Origin of the sequence: Micromonospora matsumotoense (assembly GCF_900091525.1) — a bacterium.
In the GTDB taxonomy this organism is placed as follows: Bacteria; Actinomycetota; Actinomycetes; order Mycobacteriales; family Micromonosporaceae; genus Micromonospora; species Micromonospora matsumotoensis.
The window spans coordinates 1-23515 of record NZ_FMCU01000035.1 but is presented as its reverse complement, the minus strand read 5'-3'; the positions used below and the strand labels follow the sequence as shown (position 1 = coordinate 23515).

Here is a 23515-nt window from a genome sequence, read left to right as displayed (position 1 = left end):
CACCTTTCGACCGCCGCCCTTCCGTCACAACCCATCCCCGCCCGGACTAGTCCCGTCGTCGGACCCGTCAACGTTGTTCACCTCGATACGAGCATCGGACGGCTGATGCCCCTGCAGACGCTTAATCCCGCCTCGCCGGACACGGTGGCCGACCAGCCTCCGCCCGCCGACCTGACCTTCGCGACGCGCTACCTTAGCGCCGGCGCGTACCTCAACCCCACCTTCCGAGACCGCTGCCTGCGCGAGGTCTACTACCAGGCCAGGCGCTTCACGGCCCCGTCCTACGGATTCGACCTGGTCACCGTTCTCGAGCACTGCCTACGGGCGCGCAACCTGACAATGTGGCGGGACGGCTCGATCGTTCTCGTCCTCGCCGTGGGCGCCTACCTCAACTGGATCTCCGCCGCATCGGTCGCCGTCGTGCTCGTCTGCCTCCGCGTCACGAACACTGGATGGCGGCTGATCCGCGACTTCCTCGCGCGGGTGCGCACTGGTTCCGCGGTCGACACGACCAGAAGTCCAAGTCGGGGACTACGTCTTCTGCTTCGATGGGCGGCTGCGTGGATCGCCTTCATTCTACTGGTCGAAAATGCCCTGTCAGCCACTACCGCGGCCGGTTCCGCCGGCCTGCGCAGTGTTACGGCGCTGCTGGTTGCACCGAGCGCTCTTCTGCTCCCCGTACTCTTCGCGCTTTGGCGGCAGAAGCGGATCGAGGACTTCACCATGTACGGCGGGCCGCCGCAGATCCGTTGGAACGAGCGCAAGCGGGTGATCAGCCAGCAGCAGACCGGCAACACCATCGTCTACAGCAACTTCGAGCCCTTCATCGGTGCCGGAGATGTCGTGTCGAACTGGGGCTTTGCCCAGCGGCTCGTACGCAAACAGCCAGCCGGCCCCGCCGGGACGTTCGGCGAGCCGACCGAGGGCGAACGCGAGTTCGAAGAGCCACCATTCAGCGCTGAACAGATCGTCGGTTACGTCCGACACCACCTCAGGAAGCTCAGTTCGAAGGCCCTGCCGGAGATGTCCATCCCGGACCTCACAATTCAGGATCGTATCTTTCAGTCCGCCCGGGAGGACGGCCCGCGGACCACCTTCACCGCCCCGGAGGAGATGGCCGAGATCATCCGCAACCCCACGAATCCGGCACGGCACTACCTGGCGTGTCAGGTCGTCTCCTGGGGAGGTGATGTGGTCACGACCGTCTACGTTCACATCGCGGTTCAGGGACGTTCCCTCTATTTGGAGGTCACCAGCACCACCCTGGCACCCTGCAACGAACGCTACCGGCTCGTCGACTCCGACGGCGGCACCGGGGCTCGTGCCTGGCTCCGGGCCGCGGTCGACGGGGCCCGCCACACCCCTCGGACTATCGTCCACGCCCCAGGCAACCTCATCCGAGCAATGATCGACATGTCCGGATACGGTAGCCGGACGCGCCGTGGGACGTCGCGCCGACGCAGGGACTATGGCGCCCTGGTCAGCGTTCGCGAGATGGGTACCCGCGACAAACTCCGGAACTTCACTCAGCGTCAGGACATTCTCAAGTTCCGGCGATTGATCGAGAGTCGGGTGTTCTCGCACGTGCTGGACTTCCTCGACGAACGCGACGTCGACACGTCCGAGGTACGCGCCCAGCGGGCCACGATCCTTTACAACAGCGGCATCCTCGTGGGCGGCGACATGAGCGTGCGCGAAGGCAGCGTCAGCAATCAGACCTCCGAATGATCACAAGGCTGAAGGGACTCGAATGCACAACAACGGCATCTTCGTCGGCCGGGACATGAGCGTAAGCCAGGGCCACGTGACCAATGTCGGCGAGCCCGGCGCGCAGCGGCAGCGACGGCACGGCGTCGATGTTCTGGTCATTACGGCGTTGGCGGAGGAATACGACGCGGTGAAGCAGGTGCTTGGGTCGTTCCCTTGGGAGGACCACGGCACCGGAGGGTTGGAGCCCTTCGCTACCACCAACACCGGAGGGTTGTCCGTGGCACTGGCACGGCCGACCGCGATGGGCGGACGGAGCACCGCTCCGATCGCCACCGCGCTCACCGAGCGGCTGCGGCCCGCCTGCTTGGCGATGAGCGGAGTATGCGCGGGCGAGCCCGGCGCCACCGCCCCCGGGGATGTCGTCGTCGCCTCGCCGGCCTACCAGTGGGACGAAGGCAAATATGTCGGCGATTCGTTCCGCCCTGACTACCACCAGATGCCGATGGACGGCCGGTGGCTACGGGCGGTGCAAAACTTCGATCCGTCGGGCTTGCCAAGTCACGGCACCGCCACCGACGAGGAGGCGAAGGTCTGGTACCTGGAACGACTCCTCAAGGGGCAGAACCCTCGGAAGCATCCGGCTCGTCGCCGCTATTTTTCGCGTTCGGCCTGGGAAGCGCGACTGGCGCGATGGGAGTCGGAGGGACTGATCGCCTGGCGCGACAGCGCCCTGGCGCTGACCGAGAAAGGCCGCACGCTGATCGAGCGCGCCCTATACATCGACGTGGACGGCCCGGAGCGCCTGCCGTTCGTGGTGGTGGCCGGGCCGATGGCCAGTGGCAGCGCCGTCATGGCGGATCCCGAGACGTGGAACCGTCTCGAAGTCAACCAGCGCAAGATCCAGGCCCTGGACATGGAGGCCGCGACCATCGCTACTATCGCGCACGATCGGCAGGTGCCGCACTGGCTGGTCGCCAAGGGCGTGATGGACCACGCGAACCTCGACAAAGACGACCGGTTCAAGGAATTCGCCGCCCAGGCCTCGGCCGAGGTGCTCTTCGCCCTGCTCGAGGAGCTTCTGAAACCCGCAGCCGCCTCGGCGTCCGCAGCCCGTCCGGTCGGCGCCGTTCCCGGATCGGTCAAGAAGGAGGTTCTGCGTCCGCTCACCTACGACTGGCAGGATCTCGCCGACTACCTCGGCATCCCCTCCCACCATGTGCGCCGGTTCCGAGCCGGTGACGAGGCGTACGAGGTCTGGGGTTGGCTGGAGAGCCGGGACCGGCTGGGCGAGCTGCCGGACGCACTGGAGAGCATCGGCCGTGGAGACCTTGCCGACCTGCTGCGCCGGCATCTCTGACGGCCTCAGACCCGAGCGCGGGCCATGACCTCCTCGTCGGTCAGCGGACTACTCGGATGGTGGCTCAACGACATCGGCGTACGAGCCTTGTACGGCGCCTCACCCTCGAGCGCAACGAAGAACTCACCCGCGGTAAGATTACCGATGTCGGGCACGTCGCCCCCCTTCGCCTTTGCCATCTCACGGGCGGCCTCGATCTGAGCCGGAACGGCGAGCCGCCCGAAGAAGTGCGTCGCCGCGTTGCCGGGGATGCGGTTGTGCAGGTCCTTCGGCGCCTGCGTCGCGAAGATCAGTCCGAGGCCGTACTTGCGGGCCTGCGACGCCAGGGCGAGCGTGCTCTGCGTACAGGCGGTCATCGCCCCCGAGGGCGCGAGCGTCTGCGCCTCGTCCATGACCAGCAGGCCCAGCAGTGGGCGGTCCCGGGCCGGGTTCCGTTTGATCCAGGCGAAGAGCCCCATCTGCAACTGGTTGACGAAGCTCTGCCGCGCTTCATCCCCCGGCAGCCCGGCGAAGCTGATGACGGAGATACGAGCCTGTTTGCCCGGCGACGGAGTCAACAGCGTGCCGGGGTCGGCCGGGGCACCGGATCCGGCGAAAAGTGGATCGTTGTCCATCGAGGCCGTCAAGTTCCGCGCCAGGCCTGACGCGACCTTGGCCGCGTCGCCGAGCTCGCTGACCCCGTCAGGCAGGTCCGACAGGAGCGCGATCAGACTGCGGAGGCCGCCGCCTCCCTGCCTGCCGAAGTAGTCGACGGTACGCCGGAGCACTGCCTTGCCCAGATGCGACTTCTCGGTACGGCCGGTCAGGTTGGCACGCGGAGCGAGGGTGGTCACCGCCGCCTCGACCGCCGCGGCAAACTCGTCGGGATCGTCAAGAACGGTGGCGAAGTCGGGCAGCGGCTGGAAGCTCAACGGTCGGCCTGCTTCGCGTCGCGGCGTCCATGTCAGGACTTCGGTCTCGGCCAGATATCGGGCCGCGCGTCCGGCATCACTCGGCGCCCAACCACCCGGCGGGTTTGGCCACGCGTCGCCCAACCGCGCGAGGTCGTTGTTGGGATCCAGCACGATCGCCGACACGCCCTGCAGCGCGCATTCCTCGACGAGGCGGCGCAGCAGCACCGTCTTGCCCGAGCCGGAAGCGGCGAAAATGGCCGTGTGCTTGCGCAGCGCTTCAAGCGAGAGGGAGACGGGTATGCCGTCCTCGATGCCGGAGCCGATGACGAAGCAGGCATTGCGCTCGGGCAACGGCGGAGTCTCCGGCTGGATCTCGTCGCCGTTCCACAGCTCGGCGTCGGCCAGTGCCTCCTTGAAGAGCCTTATCTGCTGGGTGGGCCGGTAACGGACCAACCACGCCTGCAGGCTGGCCGGGTTCTCGTTCCGCAGCCCGTGCAGGGCAGCGAGAATCCGCAGGTCCGCCTCGTCAACGGTGAGAGTCACGCCGCCGTCGCGGTTGAGTTGCTCGATCACCTCCTGCGTCTTGGCCGACTGGCTCCATTCGGCGTTCCGCAACAGGAAGAGCTTCCGTTTGGCAACCTCCGAGGTGAGCCCGGCCGCCGTGCGGGCGCGGCGAATCCGGTGCAGTGCGGCCACCCCGTGGTGGGTGTCACTGATCGCCCGAAACGCCCAATGCACCTGATCCTCGGTACGCGACTGGTCGGGGGAGCGTTCCCGCTCGTCTTCGGAGCGCTCGTCGAGATCGCGGCGGAGACGGGCATGCAGGTCCGGCTTGGAGCTCGGCGGCGCATCGATGCTGAATCGCTGGTTGCCGTCACCCCGCTCGGCGATCCACGCCTGCAGGCCGGCGGCGAGCAGGGCGGGGAATGTGCTGTCCTCCGTGTCGCGCTCAAGCGGGGAGGTGATGTCGGCGTTCCGCTTGAGCTCCTCGAAGCGGTCCTCGATCCGTGCCAGCTCGTCGTCGGCGACGGCAGGCACCGTCAGGACGGGCGCGCTGGTCAGCTCCTCCTCGCTGGGGACCTCGCCCAGATGCTTGAGCTCGCGCACCTCGCCGCGGATCAGACAGGCCCGTATGTGCCGGTCTACGACCATAATCAGTTTGCGGGGGGTGTATTCGAGAGCTCCTTGGAATGCCTCTTCGCGGACCGGCCAGGTGGAATAGGGCGGCGTGTAGCCGAAGTCGGCGAAGCGTGGGGCGAACCGCCTCGCGATGATCTCGCGCGCGATGGTGGCGTCCCGAATCCCCCGGAGCGCCACGCAGCGGCGGAATCGAGGCGCGAACGACGACGGCGCCTTTCTCACGACTAGATCCCACGTCGTCGAGAGCGTGGCGACCACCGTGAGCGTCCGCCGGGTCGTGTCCCGCAGGTCCGTCAAGCCGTGGGCGAGGCTGGCGAGCAGAACCGCCTGCCGCACGTCCACCTCGCCGGGGGAGATTTTCACCAGGTCCTCGTGCAGCGCCGCCTGGGCGACCGCCGTGTCGATCTGGTCGAACGCCATCACCGAAGGCCCGGTGACCGCGAGAAGCCAGGAGATCTCCCGAACAAGCTGTTGAGCTGTACGAGGTCGGGGACGGATTCCCCACTCGCGCCGCTCCTCGCTGACGCCCTCTCTACCGGCGTCGAAGAAGTCGGCCGCAACATCCTGGTGCTCGTCGTTCTCCGAGGCTCGCAGGGCGAGCGCCCGCAGGGTGTCCCGGCACTCCTGGGCGACATGGCTGTCATACCTACGCAGCCCGCTGACGAAGGAATCGAGCGCGGCACGGGTCAGCTCGGTCTCGCCGATCACCGCCCGCCGGTCGGCCCGCGGTGCCCCGATCCGGGAGGCCAGGCGGCGCAGCAGAACCCGCAGCTGGGTATCGCCGTCCGGCATCTCCCGGGCCAGGCCGTCGAGCAGGAAGACCAGCACTCCGTCCCAGAAATTGCGGCCGTCGAGCAGACCGATCAGAAAGAAGTAGCCTCCCTTCTGTTGGACCCGATCGCGCACCCAACCCAGCAGATGCGTCTTGCCGGTGCCGTGCCGACCCTCCAACACCAGACCGATCGGGCTCGAGTCCTCGCTCGCCTCGGCAATACCGTCGCGTACGTCCCGCACCACGGCTTGGTGCAGCCCGTCGACATGGAACGGCGATGGCCGCCACACGTCGTCGGGTGCCTGCACCCAGCTGAGCCGGAGGGCGGCGAGTGCGGTGCGCTGCTCTTCGTTCACGATTGGCCGATCGCCAGCTTGTGCCGGTCCTCACCGCCGATGTGGACGGCCGCATTCCGCTCCCGGACACCGATCCGGTGGCCGAACGGCTCCGGTTCCAGGCTCACGTCCGGCGAGTCCAGCATGCCCTCCAACGCCTTGTCGAGCGCGGACTTGGACACGTCGGCGAGCAGGACACGAAGGTCAACCAGCTTGACCCAGTCCCCGGGAGCACTTACCAGCTTCCCGTACGCGGCGCGCACCCGGCCGGTGAGGTCTGTAGGCGCGGCGCGGTCACTTCCGCTTGACGAGCGCAGAAGAATCTTCTGCTGTGCCAGCATGGCGGCCCAGTACAGCTCTCGCTCCTTGGCTGAACGCTTCTCACCCTCCGGCACGCGGCCCTGCTCCAGCGTCAATGGCTCGAGAAGTGCCTTGACGCCCTGGTCGGTAATGGAGTGCCTGTACGGACTCGGCTTGGTTCTGGAGATGATGTACCCGTCGGCGTTTAGCTTCGCGTAGTCCGGGCTCTTCAGCCGGACACCGTAGAGTTCGGCCATCTCGGTGTTCGAGATCTCCCGTCCCTCGGCCCAAAGGATGATCAGATAGGCGTACTCAGCGGAGGTCAGGTCGGTAACCATCAAGGGTCCTCTCATCTACGGAGTAAAGAGCTGGCCATCTGCGGTCAGCCCGAAGGCCCGCAGCCGGATCAGCGACGGATGCTCCTGCGCGGTGTACAGGCCCAGCAGCCGCTCGGCCGCGCCGGCCGTCCCGGCGTCCAGCTCGGCTAGCAGGTTCGTCTCGTCACGCAGGTCGAACAGGAGCGAGCAGAGCTTCCCCGGGGCCTCGGGATCGCCCTCGTCGACCGCCTTTCGCAGCGCGTCGATCTCGTACTCGGCGCCGGCGCTCCGATCCGCATCGCGTTCGAGCTTCGCCAAGCGGAGCTCGGCGGCTCGGTCCCCCGCCCCGGCGCGCGCCCGTAACTGCTCGACGTCCCCCCACCCGGCATAGAGGTCAGCCAATGCCTCTGCAGACCGCAAGTCGCCCTGCTCGGCCCGTCCGCGCAGCTCGCTCAGGCAACCGCGTTCCAGGAGGATCTCGACCAGCCGGTCGGCCGCCATTGCGTCGCCGGCCGCTGCTTCCTGGCGCAGGCCGTCGCAGACACCGCCGTCGGCGAGAATTTCGGCAACCTCGGCAGGCGTTTGCCGCGGCCGGACTTGGTCCACCCTGCTTCGAAGCTCCTGCAGTAGGGACAGTTTCTTGACGGCCAGCCGGTCCTCCGGGTGAGCCCCAACGCGCTCGGTGAGTACCTGCTGCGCCTCGGCGAGCCGATCCTGCCGGACGAGAAGATCGACCAGCTCCGCTGCGGCCCGGCCATCGCCGAACTCTGCCACAAGCCGGCTCAGCGCGACTTCGGTATAGCGGTAGCGAAGCCGGGCGGAGGCGCCGAGGGCGAGCCGTCGCAGATCTTCCGGCCGGCGGAGCATTGTCGCAAAGGCGTCCCACGCCTCGTGCGGGATCGGTTCGGTCCGCCGTTTGCTCCGCACGTGCTGGGCGAGATAGTCCGCAATCGTGTAACCGGCGAGCGTTCCCGCACGCCCGTCGTCCACCGGGAACAGCGGCGAAACGTCGCCGTAGAGCGGATCGGTCGCATGTGGCAGCGCCTGGGTCAACCAGTACTGCGTCGGCGGTACGCGGTAACGCGGCCGGAGGTAGCCGAACATGGCACTCGCCAGCAGAGCCCCGTTGAGCGGCGATTGCACCCCGAGCCGGTGCGCGTCGGCCGCTACGGTGATCATTGCCTTGACGTAGGCGTTGGTGGGCTGTTCCCAACACATCACCAGCCTCGGCCCGCCGGCGAGGACCTGCGTCATGCCCACCTCGTCCGACTTCAGCGCGTCACGGATCCGGCTGTCCTGGCGGCCGACCTCCTCCGCTTTCGCCCGCTCGGCGGAGTTCAGCGAATCGGGAACGGGTACCACGAATGCCCCTTTTACCAGGACGTGGACGTCCTCTCGGCCGGCCGTCCATCGGGCGTACTGATCCGGCCACAGCGTCCCAACCACCAGGTTTCCGTGCCGCACCAGGGCGCGGACACATTCGGAGGTCAGCGATGGGTGACCTCCGAGGTACTGGTGTAACTCGTCGAGCCAGAAGACCGTTTCCCGCGGCGGTGAATTCCTCCATTTCAGCAGCTCGGCCGCCTCGGCCGGCTGAATCAGCCGCCAGTCCGGCACCAGCTCATAGACCGCTTCGTACAGCGATCTAGTCTTCCCGGTCGAGGATCCGCCCACCATGACCACGAAGTTCCCGCGGATTGGCAGCTTCGAAGCGAGCGCGGTCCGGAGCGAGAAGTCGAAATCTCGCATCACGTAGGACGGTAACTCATCGTCACCGGAAGCGGTTGGAATGGCACTGTGAATACCAAGCTCTCGAGGGGTCGCCGTATCGACGCGTAACCCGTCCAGCAATTCCCCTCACCGCCCAGTGATCGGTGCCTGACGAACGCACAGAGGCTACCTCACCACAGCGAAGATCACCATGAATGAAAGATCCCGCCATGGATCCCAAACCTTGAAGGAGGGCGAGGTCGCTCGCCACCATCCCTTCGGCGCTTGCCCTCTGCCAGATTGAGCTGGCGCTGATGCGCCAGCTCAGCAACAGATGCTCGCAAGAAGTCCATCTCCGGAGGGGTCGGCCCTCGACGGCGCCAAGCTCTGGTCGCAAAATCCCTGCTTGACACGGACAGCTAGCGATCACCTTTACGCAACTGCTGACCGAGGAGACAGGTAGGCACCTGGGGGCAACACTTCGCGTCGAAGTCGGCCCCATCCGGCTCCGCGCCCCAGCCCGGCTCCGCGACTACACCGGCAGTTCCCACGACATCGAGGCCACCCACACGCTACTGCTCCGGCCGCTGAACGGACGCTGTAGGCCAAGCTGCGCGACCGCGCCACCCAGACGACAAGATAACCCCGAGAGACCCGTGGCAGCAGACTCCCCGAATTATGGACCGTAGAGATGACCACCGCGGAACGGATCGTTCCCCGGGGCCATCCAGCGACACGAGAAGCGCGCCGCGCGATCATGCCCTACCCTCGGGCAACCTGCGGATCCGAGAGGCCAGCGTCGTGCGTTCGGACCGGCTCCTACGTAACATCACCAAAAGGCGCCCCTGAACGGCCAAAAGTATAACTGTAGAGGTCATCGACAAGCGAGACAACCTTAGCCGCGATCATTCGCGCTCGGCGCGTGTCGGGGCCTATCTCGCGAACGGCCCTGTCTCACATTCGGTGGTGACGGAGGGTGGCAGGGCGTCGTTGTTTCCTATGTGGAGGATGCCAGCAAGCTTGTACCGACGGTGTTCTCGGGGCTGTCCCCGCTGGTCATCGAGGACGTGGTCGACGAGGGTGAGCGGATCGTGGTGCGGGCCCGGACGCCGCAGGACACCGCGGTCTGCCCGGTGGGCGGGGCCTCGTCGGGACGGGTCCACGGCTATTACTGGCGGACGGTGGCCGATGTTCCGGTCGACGGGCGTCGGGTGGTGGTCCGTGTGCGGGTGCGGCGTCTGGTGTGCCCCACGCGCGGCTGCCGTCACACCTTCCGCGAGCAGGTTCCCGGGGTTCTGGAGCGATACCAGCGTCGCACGGCCCGTTTGAACAGGCAGGTCAAAGCCGTGGTCAAGGAATTAGCGGGCCGGGCAGGGTCGCGTTTGCTGGCGACTCTGGCCATGGGCCTGTCCCGTCACACGGCCCTGCGCGCCCTGCTGCGCATTCCGTTGCCCACTGGGCGGATACCCCGGGTGATCGGCGTTGACGATTTTGCTCTGCGCCGGCGGCACCGCTATGCCACCGTGGTGATCGACGCCGAGACCCATGAGCGGATCGAGGTGCTGCCCGACCGCACCGCCGACACCCTCGAAGCGTGGCTGCGTGAGCATCCCGGCGTCGAGGTGGTGTGCCGCGACGGCTCGGCCACCTACGCCGAGGCCATCCGCCGTGCTCTGCCCAACGCGGTGCAGGTCGCGGACAGGTGGCACCTGTGGCACAACCTATGCGAAGCGGCCCTGAGCGAGGTGAAGGCGCACAGCACCTGCTGGGCCCCCGTACTGGACGCACCCATCTACGACGGGCCCCGCGCGCAGACGACCCTGCAACGCTGGCACCAGGTCCGTGACCTGCTCGACCAGGGAGTCGGCCTGCTCGAATCCGCCCGCCGCCTGCAGTTGTCCCTGAACACCGTCAAGCGCTACGCGCGAGCCGACCGGCCCGAGCGGATGCTCCGCGTCCCCAAGTACCGTGTCGGCCTCGTCGACCCCTACCGCGAACACCTGCGCAAACGTCGAGCCGAGGATCCCGGCGTCGGCGTCAAGCACCTCTTCGACGAGATCAAGGCCCTCGGCTTCACCGGCTGCCTCAACCTCCTGCACAAGTACATCAACCAAGGCCGCGCGGACGCCGACCGCAGCCACATCTCCCCGCGCCGACTCGCCCGGATGATCCTCACCAGGCCCGACAACCTCAAGCCCGAGTATCGAGATCTCCTGGCACGGCTCACCGCAGCCTGCCCAGAGATGACCCACCTGGCTGCCGTAGTCGAGGGCTTCGCCGAACTCCTGACGCCTGATCCGGGAAACGCCGACCATCTCTCGCTCTGGATGGTCCAGGTCCACGCGGTCGATCTACCTCATCTACACGCCTTCACCAGGGGCCTGGAACGGGACCGCGACGCCGTGAACGCCGCGCTCACGCTTCCCTACAGCAACGGACCCACCGAAGGCGTCAACACCAAGACCAAACGGATCGCCCGCCAAATGCACGGACGAGCAGGCTTCAGCCTGCTCCGCCACCGCATCCTCCTCGGATAACAGCACGCTCCGTCACCACCGAATGTGAGACAGGGCCAAATTAATGGCTCTGTCTCACATTCGGTGGTGACCGAAGGTAGTCGATGTCGTTGAGACCTGTGTGCGTGACCGATGATCTTACGAAGACGGTGTTCTCGGGGCTGCTGCCGCTGGTGATCGACGACGTGACGGACGAGGGCGAGCGAATCCTGGTGCGGGCTCGGACTCCGCAGAGGCCAGTGGCGTGTCCGGGGCGCGCGGCCGTGACGGGCCGGGTGCACGGGTATCACCAGCGGACCCTCGCGGACGTTCCGGTTGATGCCCGGCCGGTGGTGCTCCGGGTACGTATACGTCGTCTGGTGTGCCCGACCCGGGGCCGTCGTCGCACGTTCCGGGAGCAGCTGCCCGGGGTGCTGAGCCGCTACCAGCGCCGCACCTGCCGGCCGGTCTCCCAGGTTGGTGCGGTGGTGCGGCAGTTGGCCGGCCGCGCTGGCGTCCGGGTGTTGTCGGCGCTGGCGGTGGTCGTGTCCCGGCACACCGCCCTGCGGGCGCTGTTGCGCCTGCCGTTGCCCGAGCGGCGGGTGCCCCGGGTGCTCGGGGTGGACGACTTCGCCCTGTGCCGGCGTCGCCGTTACGCCACCGTCCTGATCGATGCGGTCACACGTGAGCGCATCGATGTGCTGCCCGACCGCAAAGCCCACACGTTGGAGACGTGGCTGCGGGAACACCCCGGTGTCGAGGTGGTGTGCCGGGACTCCTCCGGCGCCTACGCCGAAGCGGTCCGCCGCGCCCTACCCCAGGCGGTGCAGGTCGCCGACCGCTGACACCTGTGGCACAACCTCTCCGAGGCCGTCCGCAAAGAGGTCACCGCCCACAGCATGTGCTGGGCCACCGCCGGCCTGCCGCCGCAGGCCGGCATCCGGGCCGCGACCACCCGGCAGCGGTGGCAGCAAGTCCACGACCTGCTCGACAAGGGCGTCGGTCTGCTCGAATGCGCCCGCCGGCCTAACCTCGGCCTCAACACCATCAAACGCTACGCCCGCATCAGCGAACCACAACGCCTGGTCCGGGCACCCCAGTACCAGCCCACCCTCGTCGACCCCTACCACCTGCGCCGACGCCGCCAACAAGACCCCGCCATCGGCGCCACCCAACTCCTCGCCGAGATCAGAGAACTCGGCTACACCGGCAGCCTCAACCTGCTCTACCGCTACATCACCCAAGGCCGCGTCGAAGCCGACCGACCCGCCCTGTCACCCAGACGTCTGACCCGCTACCTCCTGACAAGACCCGACCAGCTCACAGATCACCAGCGGACACTCGTCGACGCTCTCACCCGTGCCTGTTCGGAGATGACCGCGCTGGACGGCTTCATCAACTCGTTCGCCGCGCTCCTCACCCCCGCAAGCGGCAACGACGACCGTCTCACCGCGTGGACCACCAAGGTCAAGGCCACAGACCTGCCCCACCTGCACACATTCACCCGCGGCCTCGGCCTCGACCGCGACCGCGACGCCGTCAACGCCGCCCTGACCCACCCCTTCCACAACGGCGGCACCGAAGGCGTCAACACCAAAACCAAACTGATCAAACGACAGATGTACGGACGCGCCGGCTTCGCTCTCCTACGACACCGCATCCTGCTCAACTGACCAGCACCCACCGTCACCACCGAATGTGAGACAGAGCCGTTCGTTTGACAGACTCGTCGAAGTAGCTAACAGCTTCTAACTCAATAAGGTTGGGCGTAACTGGACGGACGTGAGGATCGTTCTGTCTAAACGTGGCTAGGGGTGCACAGCTGCCGTGGATCGTCTCGGACGAGTTGTGGGCCGAAGTCGAACCGCTGCTGCCGCCCCGTCCGCCCTGCCGGTACCGCTATCCCGGGCGTAAGCCCCTGGATGACCGCAGGGTGTTGTACGGGATCCTGTTCGTGCTCTACACCGCGATTCCGTGGGAGTACCTGCCTCAGGAACTCGGCTTTGGCTCGGGGATGACGTGTTGGCGCAGGTTACGGGACTGGAACGACGCCGGTGTCTGGCAGCGGTTGCATGAGGTTCTGCTCGGTAAGCTCCGCGCCAGCGGGCAGCTCGACCTGTCTCGGGCGGTGATCGACGGTTCCCACGTCCGGGCGCTCAAGGGCGGCCCAAAACCGGTCCGAGTCCGGTCGACCGCCGCAAGCCGGGCTCGAAACACCACGTCATCACCGACGCGGGCGGCATCCCCCTCGCCACAGCGCTGACCGGCGGCAACCGCCACGACGTCACCCAGCTCATGCCCCTGGTCGACAGGGTCCCCCGCATCAGGGGCATCCGTGGACGGCCCCGGCAGCGACCACAGTGGCTGCACGCCGACCGTGGCTACGACTACGACTGCTACCGCCGCCAGCTTCGGGCGAGGGGCATCACCCCTGTCATCGCCCGACGCGGCACCGGCCACGGCTCCGGCCTCGGCACCCGACGATGGGTCGTCGAGCAAACCATCGCACTGCTGCACTGGTTCCGCCGCCTACGCATCCGCTGGGAGATCCGCGACGACATCCACGAAGCCTTCTTCACCCTCGCCTGCGCCATCATCTGCTGGCGCAGACTCCAACGCTCAAAGAGTTAGGAGTTGTTAGAGTGCCACGAGGCGGCCGGTGGCACTCGCACCTGGCACCGCTCCGTACTCCTCCAAGCTGACGGACCCGTCGCCTGCGCCCTTGATCCGGCGGGGCGTACGGCGGTAGACCGCCCGGGCGTCCGTACCACGCGATTGCTTGATCAGGGCGTTATCCACAGGGCGCTGCGTTTTCCACAGGTCGAACACAGCCCCCACCGTGGCGGCCGCGGCCGTCGGTGTGGCCGTCGCGTTCATCGCCCGCAAGGACGGCCAGGTCGCCGCGCTACTCGGCTTCGCCCAGGCCAGTCTCGCTGCCGCCGTCGGCTTCGGACTCAACATGAGCGCCGAGGACCAGGCCGTGCTGCTGGGCTTCGTATCCGTGGTGCTCGGCATGTTCGAGCGGGCCCAGATCACCGCGCCCGTGCCCGCCGGAGCCACCGAACCCGATCCGATCGGCCCGGTCGGTGGCGTTCCGGCCGAGGACGTCGCGCTGCGCGGGTGACCGGTATACGACCGTTTCTCGGCTAGTGGGTGGTTGATGCCGGCGGGTACGGTGCCACACCGCCCCCCACCGACGTTCCGCCCCCCACCGAGTTCTCGCAGCCCACCGCCGATGCGTACCCAGCGCAACCCGCCGATGCTGCGCTCCCGCCGGTGCCAGCTCCGAAGAAGAGCAGGCTGCCGATCATCCTGGCGGCCGCCGGCGTCGCCGTGGTGCTGGTCGCCATCGCGATCGGCGGCACCTTGTGGTTCGTCGGCCGGGACGACCTCACCCGGGAGCAGGCCCAGCGGGAGTGCCGCACCGCGATGGAGCGGGAAGCCGACCAGCGCGCCGACCGCGTCGGCGGTGGCACCGACGGGGTGCTGATCTCGGTGACCGGGGTGGAGCTCCACGACACGTGGGAGACGGACAAGGGCTGGTCGGTCAACGGCACCGCCAACATCACCATGACCACCGCGCTGCTTGGGCAGACACCGACGTCGGTCGGCCTGACCTGCGAGGCCGAAGCCACGGACAACGGCGTACGCACCACGGTCAAGAACCGGCTCTGACACCTTCACGCGACGAGGCCGCCGCCTCCGCCTGCCTTCGGGGGGCGGAGGCGGCGGCCTCTTTCTGCGTTTCCGGCGTGCCTACCTGCGGTAGTGGACGTCCGGCACCGGCTGCCCTTCCGTGGCCCCCATGAACTCGATGCTGTCGATCGACCTGTCCTGCACGGTCACCTGGAACGTCAGGACGACCTCCCGCTCGAACCCGACATAGGACACGTGGTCGTTCCAGTCGAAGTCCGTGACCGTCACCTCGTGCTCGCCGTAGGTGGCGGCCTTGAGCATGAAGCCGTCGAACGTCACGCTGGCCCGGACCTCTGCGGTGCCGACCTCGGTGGTGCCGTCGTAGGCCTCAGCGCTGTCCCAGATCAGCGTGTCGAAGTCCGGGTCGATCGCCTGCACGCCGATCTCGTCCACCCGCTCACGCGGCAGCTCGACCTCGTTGAAATTCAGGCCAGAAACGTGCAGGTTGTCCTCGCCCTCGCCCTCGACCTCGATCGGCTCGCCGGCCATCTGGTTGTTGCAGTGGGACTGGATCGCTTCCCGCAACAGGTCCTCGATCGAGGGTTCAGCCTTGGCCAGCGCCTCGTGCTGGATACGACGGAACTGCTCGGCTCGAATTTCGGCGAGCGCGGTGCGGAAGGACACCCCTTGCTCGTCCGCTCGCTGCCGGGCCGCCGCGTACTGCTCCTCGATCCGGCGCTCGGCCTCGGCCCTGGAGATCTCCAGCTCTTCGGCCAGCTCTTCGGTGAGGTCGGAGTCCTCGCGGATCACGCCCAGCGCCTCGGCGTACCGGAGTCCGTACGCAGCCGCGAGCCGCTTGGCCTTGGGGTTCTTGTTGCTCATGACGGTATCCATGTCTCCCGGGGTAGCGCCCACGCCGCCACCGCCGGGTGCGATAGGAGTACCCGTCAGTGGTGAGTTTGGTCTGCGACGAGCCTTGCGAGCCCTTGTCTCTCGATGTCGCGCTGGGGCGTGGGCCACGGGCGACAGGAGGAACGGGTGGCGCAGCGCCACCGAGGACTCCAGTATACCCCAACGGCGGGGGAGCCCCCGAGCCCGGACATGCGCTCGGGACGGCCCCGTGTGGGGACCGTCCCGAGCACGGACGTCGGTGCGGTATGGGCGCGGCCGCAGCCTCCGCGCCAGCGAGCGCCTACTCGCGCAGGAATCCGGTGACGGGCGTCCGGCCGGGCTCGTTCACCGGCTCGTACAGCATCACCTTGACCGCCTCACCCAACTCCGGCACTGGCAGCGCAGCCCGCGGATACGTCCAGTACCGCTGAAGGTCCACCACCGCGGTCGCCTCCAGCTCGTGCTCGTTGACGAGCTGCCGCACCGCCCACCGGCGCCAGCGCATCCACCACCGGCCGCGGTAGGTGGCCTTCCAGTGATCCCACCAGGTCGCGAACCGTGCGGTCTGGATAAACCTCCCGGCGATGCTTGCGCACCCGCTCGGTGGGCAGCTTCTCGGCGAGGACGTCCATGGCCAGCGTCAACCGCATGCCGTCGATCTGCTCGAACAGCTCCGTCCGGCCGGCCGCGTACGGCCCAACGTCCTCGCTGACCCGGCACCGAACCCCGTCCAGCACGACCGCTCGGAAGCTGCTGGGCCCGACCGGGATGTTCCAAGGGCTCACGCCGGTTCCCTCCGTGTCGACCAGGTGCGCAAGTTCATCCACGACCGGCTCGGCGTGGGGTCGCGCTGCCCCTGGTAGCGCGACCCGTAGACCGCCGACCCGTATGGGTGCTCGGCCGGTGAGGAGAGCCGGAACACGCAGAGCTGGCCGATCTTCATCCCGGGCCAGAGGGTGATCGGCAGGTTTGCCACGTTGGACAGCTCCAGCGTCACGGGGCCGGAGAAGCCCGGGTCGATGAAGCCGGCGGTGGAGTGGGTGAACAGTCCCAGCCGGCCAAGAGAGCTCTTCCCCTCCAGCCGGGCGGCCAGCTGGTCGCCCAGCGGCACGACCTCCAACGTCGAGCCGAGCACGAACTCGCCCGGGTGAAGCACGAACGGCTCGCCCTCGGGGACCTCGACCAGCGTCGTCAGGTCGTCCTGCTCAACCGACGGGTCGATGTGCGTGTGCCGGTGGGTCTCGAACACCCGGAACAGGCGGTCCAGCCACACGTCAATGCTGGACGGCTGCACCAGGGAGGACTCGAAAGGCTCCAGCGACAGGCTGCCCGCCTTGATCTCGGTGATCAGGTCGAGGTCAGACAGCAACACGGGGGCCTCCCGGGCGGGCGCGGGCCGCCAGCAGCTCGTCCACCCGCTGCGCGATCGCCCCCGCGACCTGGTCGATCGGCGCGTCCGCCGGCACCACCAGGTACCGGGCCGGGTGGGACGCCGCCATGTCCAGGAACCGTGCCCGCACCCGCTGGTGGAACTCGAGCGATTCGGCGTCGAGCCGGTTCGCCCCGCGCCGCGCGAGCACCCGGGCGAGCCCGACCTCGGGCGGCGCATCCAGCAGCACCGTCAGGTCCGGGGTCAGTCCGCGGGCGGCGAAGTCGATCAGCCACTGCACATCCGCCTCGTCCAGCTTCCTGCGCTGTGGGCTCGGGGCTGTCACGGGCCGCAGGCACCCGAAGCTTGCCATGATCGCCCTCGACGGCCGGCAGACGAGAATCGTGGGCGCTTCACCAGCGTTTTCCCATGATCTGCAGCAGTCGGGCAGCGGCTGCACCAGATGCTGCAGCTGTTATGGCAGCACGTCCGCGTGATCAGCACCTGAGGTAACGTCGGGTGGGCGCGGTAGCCACATCATGAAGCCATTGGGTGAGTCGGCTTCGGTCGGTTCGAGGGCGGCGAAGGTGACGTGTTGTGCCCGAGGGAGCGCACTCTTGAGCCGCGCCATCGTCCGCTCCATCGCGCTGCCTGGCAGCATTGGACGGCCATCGGCATCGATGACCAGTGCGGAGACCTCGCTTAGCGGGTTGCGCAGCGCGCTAAACATGCTACCAATTTGTCGGAGCACAGAGACGTTCTTCTTCACCACCAGTAGCCTGGCCATCGTATTCCCCAAGTTGGCAGCCTCGTAGAGCGGAAGGTCTGGTTCGGCCTTCTCGAACTGCATGGCTTGGAGACGGAGTAGCGAGGGCTTAAATTCAGCCTTGTCACTGGTGACCCACAACAGCGGGGCGCCACCGTCGGGTACCGCAGCAAGACTGTCTTGGAGCCGTGCCTGCAACTGGCTCCGGAGCGCGTTAAGCGGTGGGCTGATCACGAGTATCAGTCGGTAACCGGCGTCCATTGCCTTGGCGGCTAAGGCACTCACGTACGCGGTCTTACCGCTCTGGGCGGGGACGAAGACCCGGGCCTCGGTGGAAGAGAGGATCGGTGCTGCCGGATCGGCAAGGCCGCCGAGGATTTGGTCGGTGGCCAGGTCGATTGCTGCCACATACGGTCCTGTTGCTCCCCGCGTTAAAAGCACGTCGCGGTTGAAATTCCAGTGCGGGCCGGCAGTGATCGCGCGCTCTGGTATCGCGTTGCCGCGCAGTGACGCGAGCAGACGCTCCATCTCGGCGATCCGATTCTGGGCGGCAGCATAGTCCTTCATCAGTTCCTGCAGGTCGGCCTGTGCGACTCGTGCCGTGTTCCGAGCCTCGGTAATCTCCTTCCGCAGGCGCGTAGCGTTACCCCATCCGCGGGGCCGAGCGTCCGACGCGGCACGGCGGGCGCTTAGCAGCTCGCTGGTGTCGATGCGCCGCGAACCACCCCTCCGGTGTTCCACGGCGGCGACTAGATCGAGAACGAACTCCTCGGACGGCATGACCTCGCCGTTCAGGTAGCGCGTCACTAATGTGGCGTGGATGTCCTGCTGCCCTGCATAACCGCGGACGGAGACGCCCAACTCACCGAAGAGGCTACGCAGCTCCAAAGCGAAACGGCGACGGGCAGGCTCCAAGTCATCGCGTATCGGCCCCAAGCGGCCCGCCAGGTGGTGCACGGATTGATTGTTGCATGAACTTTTGCATCACGCTGCACTCGCTGCAGCATCAGGGCAGACCGCATGCTGTCCCTCGAGTGATGACGAAAGGGAGCGAAACGATGCACACCAGCAGGGCCACAACAGATGGGTCCTCTGTCTCGATTCGGAAGACCCTCTACGTGAGCTTCCTCCGCGGAGCTGCGACGGCCCTGGGCGGCGGCTTGGTCTCGTTGCTAACTTGGTGGCTGCAGAACCGGTAGCCCCCTCGCCGTAGGGCAGCAGCATCGAACTGGAGCTTAGAACGATCCAGGGCAGGATCATCCGGTGGTGGCCGGGGCCGCCACCACCGGCCGGCCAATCGGTAGGCAGATCAGGAGGCCAAGGCGCCGCGGCCGTAACCGCTGCCGACGGTGAGAAGGAGCTCCGATCACTCCAACGCCGCCTGCGCCCGTCGTGGTTCACGTACCGACCGACTCCATCAGGTGCGGCTGGAGTGCGGGGGCAGTGCTGGGACCACGCCGTCGCCGAGTCGTTCTTCTCCACCATCAAGACCGAACTACTCGACCGCCGGGCCTGACCCACCCGCGCCACCGCCGAAACGGCGACCTTCGACTGAGTAGAAGGGTGGTACAACACCCGCCGCCGGCACTCCACCCTCGGCTACCTCAGCCCCGCCGCCTACGAAGCCACCACGGGTGTCGCACCACCAGTCCGACAAGTAGCGTGACAACGAGCTAACGACCCTGTCCGTCAAATCGGGTCAACCCCATCCCCCGTTCACACTCTCAGATGCGGCCATCGCTCATTACTCTCCTTCACTCGGACTTAGCCGTCTTGAAGGATCGCGCGGTGGCCGTCTCCTATCTACGCAACACGCCCATCGCGGGCAAGTCGTACACCACTGCCGTGGACGCAACCCTGAAGGACAACCGACTCAAGCCAGCAGTGAACCGACTACGTACGGCACCTGCACCTAGGCTATCCCGCAACCATTCGTGCGATCGCCCCCTCCGCTGCCTGCCGCACGTCTTCGTCTGTGTCGGCGGTAGCGCGGTCACGCAACAACGGCAAAGTGCCATCGTCATGGGCCCAACCCGCCGCAATCGCCTCCACCGCAACCTGCCGCACGTCTTCGTCTGTGTCGGCGGTAGCGCGGTCACGCAACAACCGCAAAGTGCCATCGTCATGAGCCCAACCCACCACAATCGCCCGCACCACCTCCCGCCGCGCTCCCCAATCGGGGTCGGTGGTAGCGCGAACGCGCAGCAACGGCAAAGTAGCGTCGTCATGGGCCCAACCCGTCGCGATCGCCTCCACCGCAACCTGCCGCACAGTCCAGTCGGGGTCGGTGGTAGCGCGAACACGCAACAACGGCAAAGTACCGTCGTCATGAGCCCAACCCGCCGCAATCGCCTCCACCGCAACCTCCCGCACAACCCAATCGGGGTCGGTGGTAGCACGGTCACGCAACCACAGCAAAGTGCCATCGTCATGGGCCCAACCCGCCACAATCGCCCTCATCGCGGCCTCGCGGATGTCCCCGTCGGAATCGGTGGTAGCGCGAACACGCAGCCACAGCAAAGTACCGTCGTCATGGGCCCAACCCGCCGCAATCGCCCCCACCGCCGCCCGCCGCACAACCCCGCCGGGGTCGGTGGTAGCGCGAACACGCAACCACAGCAAAGTACCGTCGTCATGAGCCCAACCCGCCGCAATCGCCCCCACCGCCGCCCGCCGCACAACCCAAGTGGTGTCGGTGGTGGCGCGATTACGCAGCAACGGCAGAGTGCCATCGTCATGGGCCCAACCCTCTGCAATCGCCTTCACCGCCGCCTCGCGGGTGGCCCAGTGGGGATCGGTGGTGGCGCGGCGGAGGGTCTCAAGGTCATGGCTGGTTAGCCTGGTATGGATGGTCGCAGCGGTCCGCGCCGCCGTGTATATGTCCAAGGAAGTGCCGGTGAACGGGTAACTCGACCGGTAGTACCAGTTCTGGTAGATGTCGCCGGCGAGCCAGGTCGGACCGAAGACCCCAGTCAGGTGCGGCGTTAGGCGGTCGATCGCTTCGGAAAGTGCTGGCTTTTTGTGCCGTTGCTCACGGCGGTTGGTTTCCTCCAGCAGGGTTGTCAAGGCTCGGGTTAGGGCGGGGGCGTGGGGGGTCAGGGCTGCGGTTTTTCGGATCTCGGTGGTGGCCTGCAGGGCGAGCAGCAGATGCCGAGGGACGTGTGGCCGTAGGCGCCAGTGGGGGTCGGCGGCCAGCAGCCGGGTGATGGCCTGGGTCGCCAGCCGGTCGGGAATCATGCCGGTGAGCAGGAGTAACACCTCGGCCCAGGCCGGGTCGTGCCAGTGCTGGTCGTAGACGGCTAGTACCTGCTCAGGGGTGAGGTCGAGGTTGTTCAGGCGTCGGGTCAGGTCACCGGCGGCGAGGTACTCCAGGAACGCGCGGTGGACGAAGCCATACACCTCGGAGCCGAAGCGGGCCAGGATGAAGTTGCGTTCCCGGAACTGCGCGAGCATCGCTCGGGCCGCGGGGACGGACCGGTCCGCCGACAGGTTGAAGCGTTGTTCCAGGTAGTCGCGGAACCAGTCGATCAGGCTCGGGCCGGGAACGTGGTTGCCAGCCAGCCCGGCGGGGGCGTCCTGCATGTGCCGGGCCACCAACTGCAACAGCTCAAGCTTGTCCTGCTTGTCCAGCAAGTCGACGTTGATCCGCTCGTCGCGCAGGTGCCGGTTGACGTCCCAATGCTCGACCAACACCGCGACCGCATGCTCGCACACGCTGCGCCGGTCCCGGGGCAGTTCCTGACGTCGGCCGATGATCGCCAGGATCGTCAGCAGCATCGGGTTACCCGCCAGTTCGCCCACCGCGGCCGACGCGGCGACCGCCGCCAAAAGCCGGTCGCGGAGCCGGGCCGCCTGCGCCGGCTCACCCGGGCAGGACCTAGCGTACCAGCCGGTGGCGAAGGCACGGACCTGGTCGGCGTCGAGATCCTGCAGCATCCAGTGACCGAACCCCGCCCCGTCCAGCAACTGCCGCCGGTAGCCGATCACCCGGGAGGTGACCACGACCCGAACCTGGGGATAGCGGGCGGCGAACCCTTCGATCTGGGAAGTCACCTCCGCCCGCAACCGGGGCTCGAACACCTCGTCCAACCCGTCGAAGATGATCAGAGCCGGGTTGCCGCCGTCCAGGAACGGCTCCAACACCGATCGGGGCAGCCCCACATCCTCCGTGCTGTGCAGATGATCGATCAGGTCCAGGAACGTCACACCATGCCCGGCACGCGCCTGCGACTCTGCATACGTGCGTAGCTCCACCAACAGCGGCAGGTACCCCCGCAAGCCCTGCGGTACCAACGCCCCCGCAGCATGCCTGCCGGACTCAGCCGCTCCGGCGTCTGCGCCCTCCCCTGCAGCATCCGCGTCCGTGCCGCCACCCGGCTCGCCAGCAGCCGCCAGGGCCAGCAGCAGATAGCGGGCCAGGGCGGACTTACCCGATCCCGGATCCCCGAGCAACACCAGCTTGCGAGCGGCGGCTTCGGCGAGCACCTCCAGCACCGCTCGGCAGGGCCGGTCCCGGTACGCGCGCAGGGCACCCTCCAGATTGACCCGCTCGACCTGCTCGGGCAGGTGAGCGTCCTCGCCCTGCCGAGCCTCGGCCAGCCGCCGCCACACCTCCCGCGGCACCTCCACCGGCGGCGGGTCCGCTCGCACATGCTGCGGCACGAACACCTGCTCCAACAGCATCGCCGGATGCTCACCCTGATCGGTCAGTGGAATCAGGATCTCCAAATCCACTCGCCGGTACCGGTCCCGCAGCCGCGCCATATAACGGTCCCGGACCGCCACGAACTGCGCCGACGGCCCTCTGCCGGTCTCCCGATCGAACAGCACCCGCAACGACCCGGTTCGATTCAGATCGAACCGACCGGCCGCGACCATCGGCTGGTGCGCTGCACGACCACCCTGCGCCCGGTGATACGACTCGCAAGCCCGCACCACCGCCACGATCGTCGTCCACCTCGGCTTACGCGGTTGACCAACCGGACCGGTCAACAGGTCATGGACCGTCGTGCGGCCAGCCGCCTTCCTCCCGCGCTCGTTCGTGGGCACGTACTCCATGAGCCTGTCCAGACCCGGACCACCCACATCAGCGACCAAGCGGTTGACAACACCGCGCGTCAGAGGAATCGGATCCCGAGCCGTCACGCCTATCACCCTCCGCGCCACCGTCACCACAAGTGACCGGAAGCGTACCCACACCGGTCAGCCCGACCATCCGGCATCCGGTTCCACCGCCCGAACCGAACCGGACGCCCACCGGCCAACGCTGGTCGTATGAAGCCCTTCCGCCGCACCCCACCCGTCCCGACCACCACTTCGGACAGCCCGTGCCAGCACCACGAACCCACGGCGGCACCCCGACACCACACCCGCCGAGCTCTGCGGATCATCAGCTACGGCATCCTCAACGGCGCGGCCACCACCGCCGGCAGAGCCCTCATGGACGCCGTACTCTGGCTGATCCAGCACCACTGACCCTGCGGCCGAACCCTGAGAGGACGTCTGATTCACGTATTTTGTGTGTGTTGTGGTTGTGGGGGTTCTCGCCAGGTTGGGGTGGTTTCGGTGGTGAGGCGTTTGGCGAGGTTGTCGATCATGGCGAGGGTGATCATGCTGGCGGAGTTGTGGGGTCGGGTTTCGTAGTCGCGGACGAGTCGGCGGTGGTGCATGAGCCAGCCGATGGTGCGTTCGACGACCCATCGGCGTTTGACGACGCTGAAGCCCTTGATCTGTGGGTCTTTGGTGACGATCTCGACGTCGACGCCGAGGTGGGCGCCGTGTTCGACGACACGGTTCTTGAAGCCGGCATCGACCCAGGTTTTGG

The 23515-nt window shown here is 67.2% G+C and carries 17 protein-coding genes and 1 pseudogene; 8 read left to right on the top strand and 10 right to left on the bottom strand.

Annotation, left to right across the window (positions count from 1 at the left end; genetic code table 11):
• Positions 1-105 precede the first annotated feature (105 nt).
• Together GA0070216_RS32620 and GA0070216_RS32615 are read left to right on the top strand one after the other, a co-directional pair.
• The gene (locus GA0070216_RS32620) at positions 106-1728 is read left to right on the top strand and encodes a hypothetical protein (protein ID WP_091254466.1); all 1623 of its coding nucleotides are present in this window, start codon (positions 106-108) and stop codon (positions 1726-1728) included.
• A gap of 22 nt (positions 1729-1750) precedes the next feature.
• Positions 1751-3067 carry a phosphorylase family protein gene (locus GA0070216_RS32615; RefSeq protein ID WP_091254464.1) on the top strand — a complete coding sequence of 439 codons (1317 nt, stop codon included), beginning with the start codon at positions 1751-1753 and terminating at the stop codon, positions 3065-3067.
• A gap of 5 nt (positions 3068-3072) precedes the next feature.
• Here the strand turns inward: GA0070216_RS32615 and GA0070216_RS32610 are convergent, their stop codons facing one another.
• From GA0070216_RS32610 to GA0070216_RS32600, 3 genes are read right to left on the bottom strand one after another with little or no spacing between them, the layout of a single operon-like run.
• Complete coding sequence (locus GA0070216_RS32610; RefSeq protein WP_091254461.1) at positions 3073-6228, bottom strand: ATP-binding protein; 3156 nt, start codon at positions 6226-6228, stop codon at positions 3073-3075.
• Positions 6225-6845 (bottom strand): hypothetical protein, encoded by a 621-nt coding sequence (locus tag GA0070216_RS32605; RefSeq protein ID WP_091254459.1) that lies wholly within the window; start codon positions 6843-6845, stop codon positions 6225-6227. The genes GA0070216_RS32610 and GA0070216_RS32605 overlap by 4 nt, the downstream gene beginning before the upstream one ends.
• Before the next feature lie 15 nt (positions 6846-6860).
• Positions 6861-8573 (bottom strand): hypothetical protein, encoded by a 1713-nt coding sequence (locus GA0070216_RS32600; RefSeq protein ID WP_091254452.1) that lies wholly within the window; start codon positions 8571-8573, stop codon positions 6861-6863.
• Between the two features lie 962 nt (positions 8574-9535).
• Between GA0070216_RS32600 and GA0070216_RS32595 the strand changes: the two genes are divergently transcribed.
• From GA0070216_RS32595 to GA0070216_RS32570, 5 genes and pseudogenes are all read left to right on the top strand, one after another.
• Positions 9536-11071 carry an ISL3 family transposase gene (locus tag GA0070216_RS32595; RefSeq protein ID WP_091254449.1) on the top strand — a complete coding sequence of 512 codons (1536 nt, stop codon included), beginning with the start codon at positions 9536-9538 and terminating at the stop codon, positions 11069-11071.
• An 83-nt stretch (positions 11072-11154) separates the two neighbouring features.
• Positions 11155-12702, top strand: a pseudogene (locus GA0070216_RS32590) (ISL3 family transposase).
• A 149-nt stretch (positions 12703-12851) separates the two neighbouring features.
• Positions 12852-13660, top strand: a protein-coding gene (locus GA0070216_RS32585; RefSeq protein WP_141723281.1) for an IS5 family transposase whose coding sequence is annotated in 2 segments (ribosomal slippage) — positions 12852-13197 and positions 13197-13660 — 810 coding nt in all. Because the reading frame shifts where the segments join, the coding sequence is not laid out codon by codon here.
• 208 nt (positions 13661-13868) lie between these two features.
• The gene (locus GA0070216_RS32575) at positions 13869-14153 is read left to right on the top strand and encodes a hypothetical protein (RefSeq protein WP_091254443.1); all 285 of its coding nucleotides are present in this window, start codon (positions 13869-13871) and stop codon (positions 14151-14153) included.
• Between the two features lie 152 nt (positions 14154-14305).
• The gene (locus GA0070216_RS32570; RefSeq protein ID WP_091254440.1) at positions 14306-14704 is read left to right on the top strand and encodes a hypothetical protein; all 399 of its coding nucleotides are present in this window, start codon (positions 14306-14308) and stop codon (positions 14702-14704) included.
• A gap of 81 nt (positions 14705-14785) precedes the next feature.
• On the opposite strand, the gene GA0070216_RS32565 is transcribed toward GA0070216_RS32570, so the two are convergent.
• The 6 genes from GA0070216_RS32565 to GA0070216_RS32540 all read right to left on the bottom strand — a co-directional run bounded on the left by GA0070216_RS32565 (position 14786) and on the right by GA0070216_RS32540 (position 22749).
• Positions 14786-15580 carry a hypothetical protein gene (locus GA0070216_RS32565; protein WP_141723276.1) on the bottom strand — a complete coding sequence of 265 codons (795 nt, stop codon included), beginning with the start codon at positions 15578-15580 and terminating at the stop codon, positions 14786-14788.
• Positions 15581-15857: 277 nt separating this feature from the next.
• The gene (locus GA0070216_RS32560) at positions 15858-16061 is read right to left on the bottom strand and encodes a hypothetical protein (RefSeq protein WP_141723275.1); all 204 of its coding nucleotides are present in this window, start codon (positions 16059-16061) and stop codon (positions 15858-15860) included.
• A gap of 276 nt (positions 16062-16337) precedes the next feature.
• Positions 16338-16928, bottom strand: coding sequence for a dCTP deaminase (gene dcd, locus GA0070216_RS32555; protein ID WP_091254432.1), 591 nt, complete (start codon positions 16926-16928; stop codon positions 16338-16340).
• The gene (locus tag GA0070216_RS32550) at positions 16915-17271 is read right to left on the bottom strand and encodes a dTMP kinase (RefSeq protein ID WP_176739260.1); all 357 of its coding nucleotides are present in this window, start codon (positions 17269-17271) and stop codon (positions 16915-16917) included. Before GA0070216_RS32550 ends, dcd begins: the two co-directional genes overlap by 14 nt.
• 129 nt (positions 17272-17400) lie before the next feature.
• Entirely contained in the window at positions 17401-18648 is a 1248-nt protein-coding gene (locus GA0070216_RS32545; RefSeq protein WP_091254427.1) for a hypothetical protein, read from the bottom strand.
• A 960-nt stretch (positions 18649-19608) separates the two neighbouring features.
• Positions 19609-22749 (bottom strand): NACHT domain-containing protein, encoded by a 3141-nt coding sequence (locus GA0070216_RS32540; RefSeq protein WP_091254425.1) that lies wholly within the window; start codon positions 22747-22749, stop codon positions 19609-19611.
• A 216-nt stretch (positions 22750-22965) separates the two neighbouring features.
• Here GA0070216_RS32540 and GA0070216_RS32535 point away from each other — a divergent pair, with 216 nt between their 5' ends.
• Positions 22966-23166, top strand: a complete 201-nt coding sequence (locus GA0070216_RS32535) for a hypothetical protein (RefSeq protein WP_091254422.1) — start codon at positions 22966-22968, stop codon at positions 23164-23166.
• A 32-nt stretch (positions 23167-23198) separates the two neighbouring features.
• On the opposite strand, the gene GA0070216_RS32530 is transcribed toward GA0070216_RS32535, so the two are convergent.
• Positions 23199-23515: transposase (locus GA0070216_RS32530; RefSeq protein WP_141723274.1), on the bottom strand; the 317-nt coding region annotated here is incomplete at its 5' end.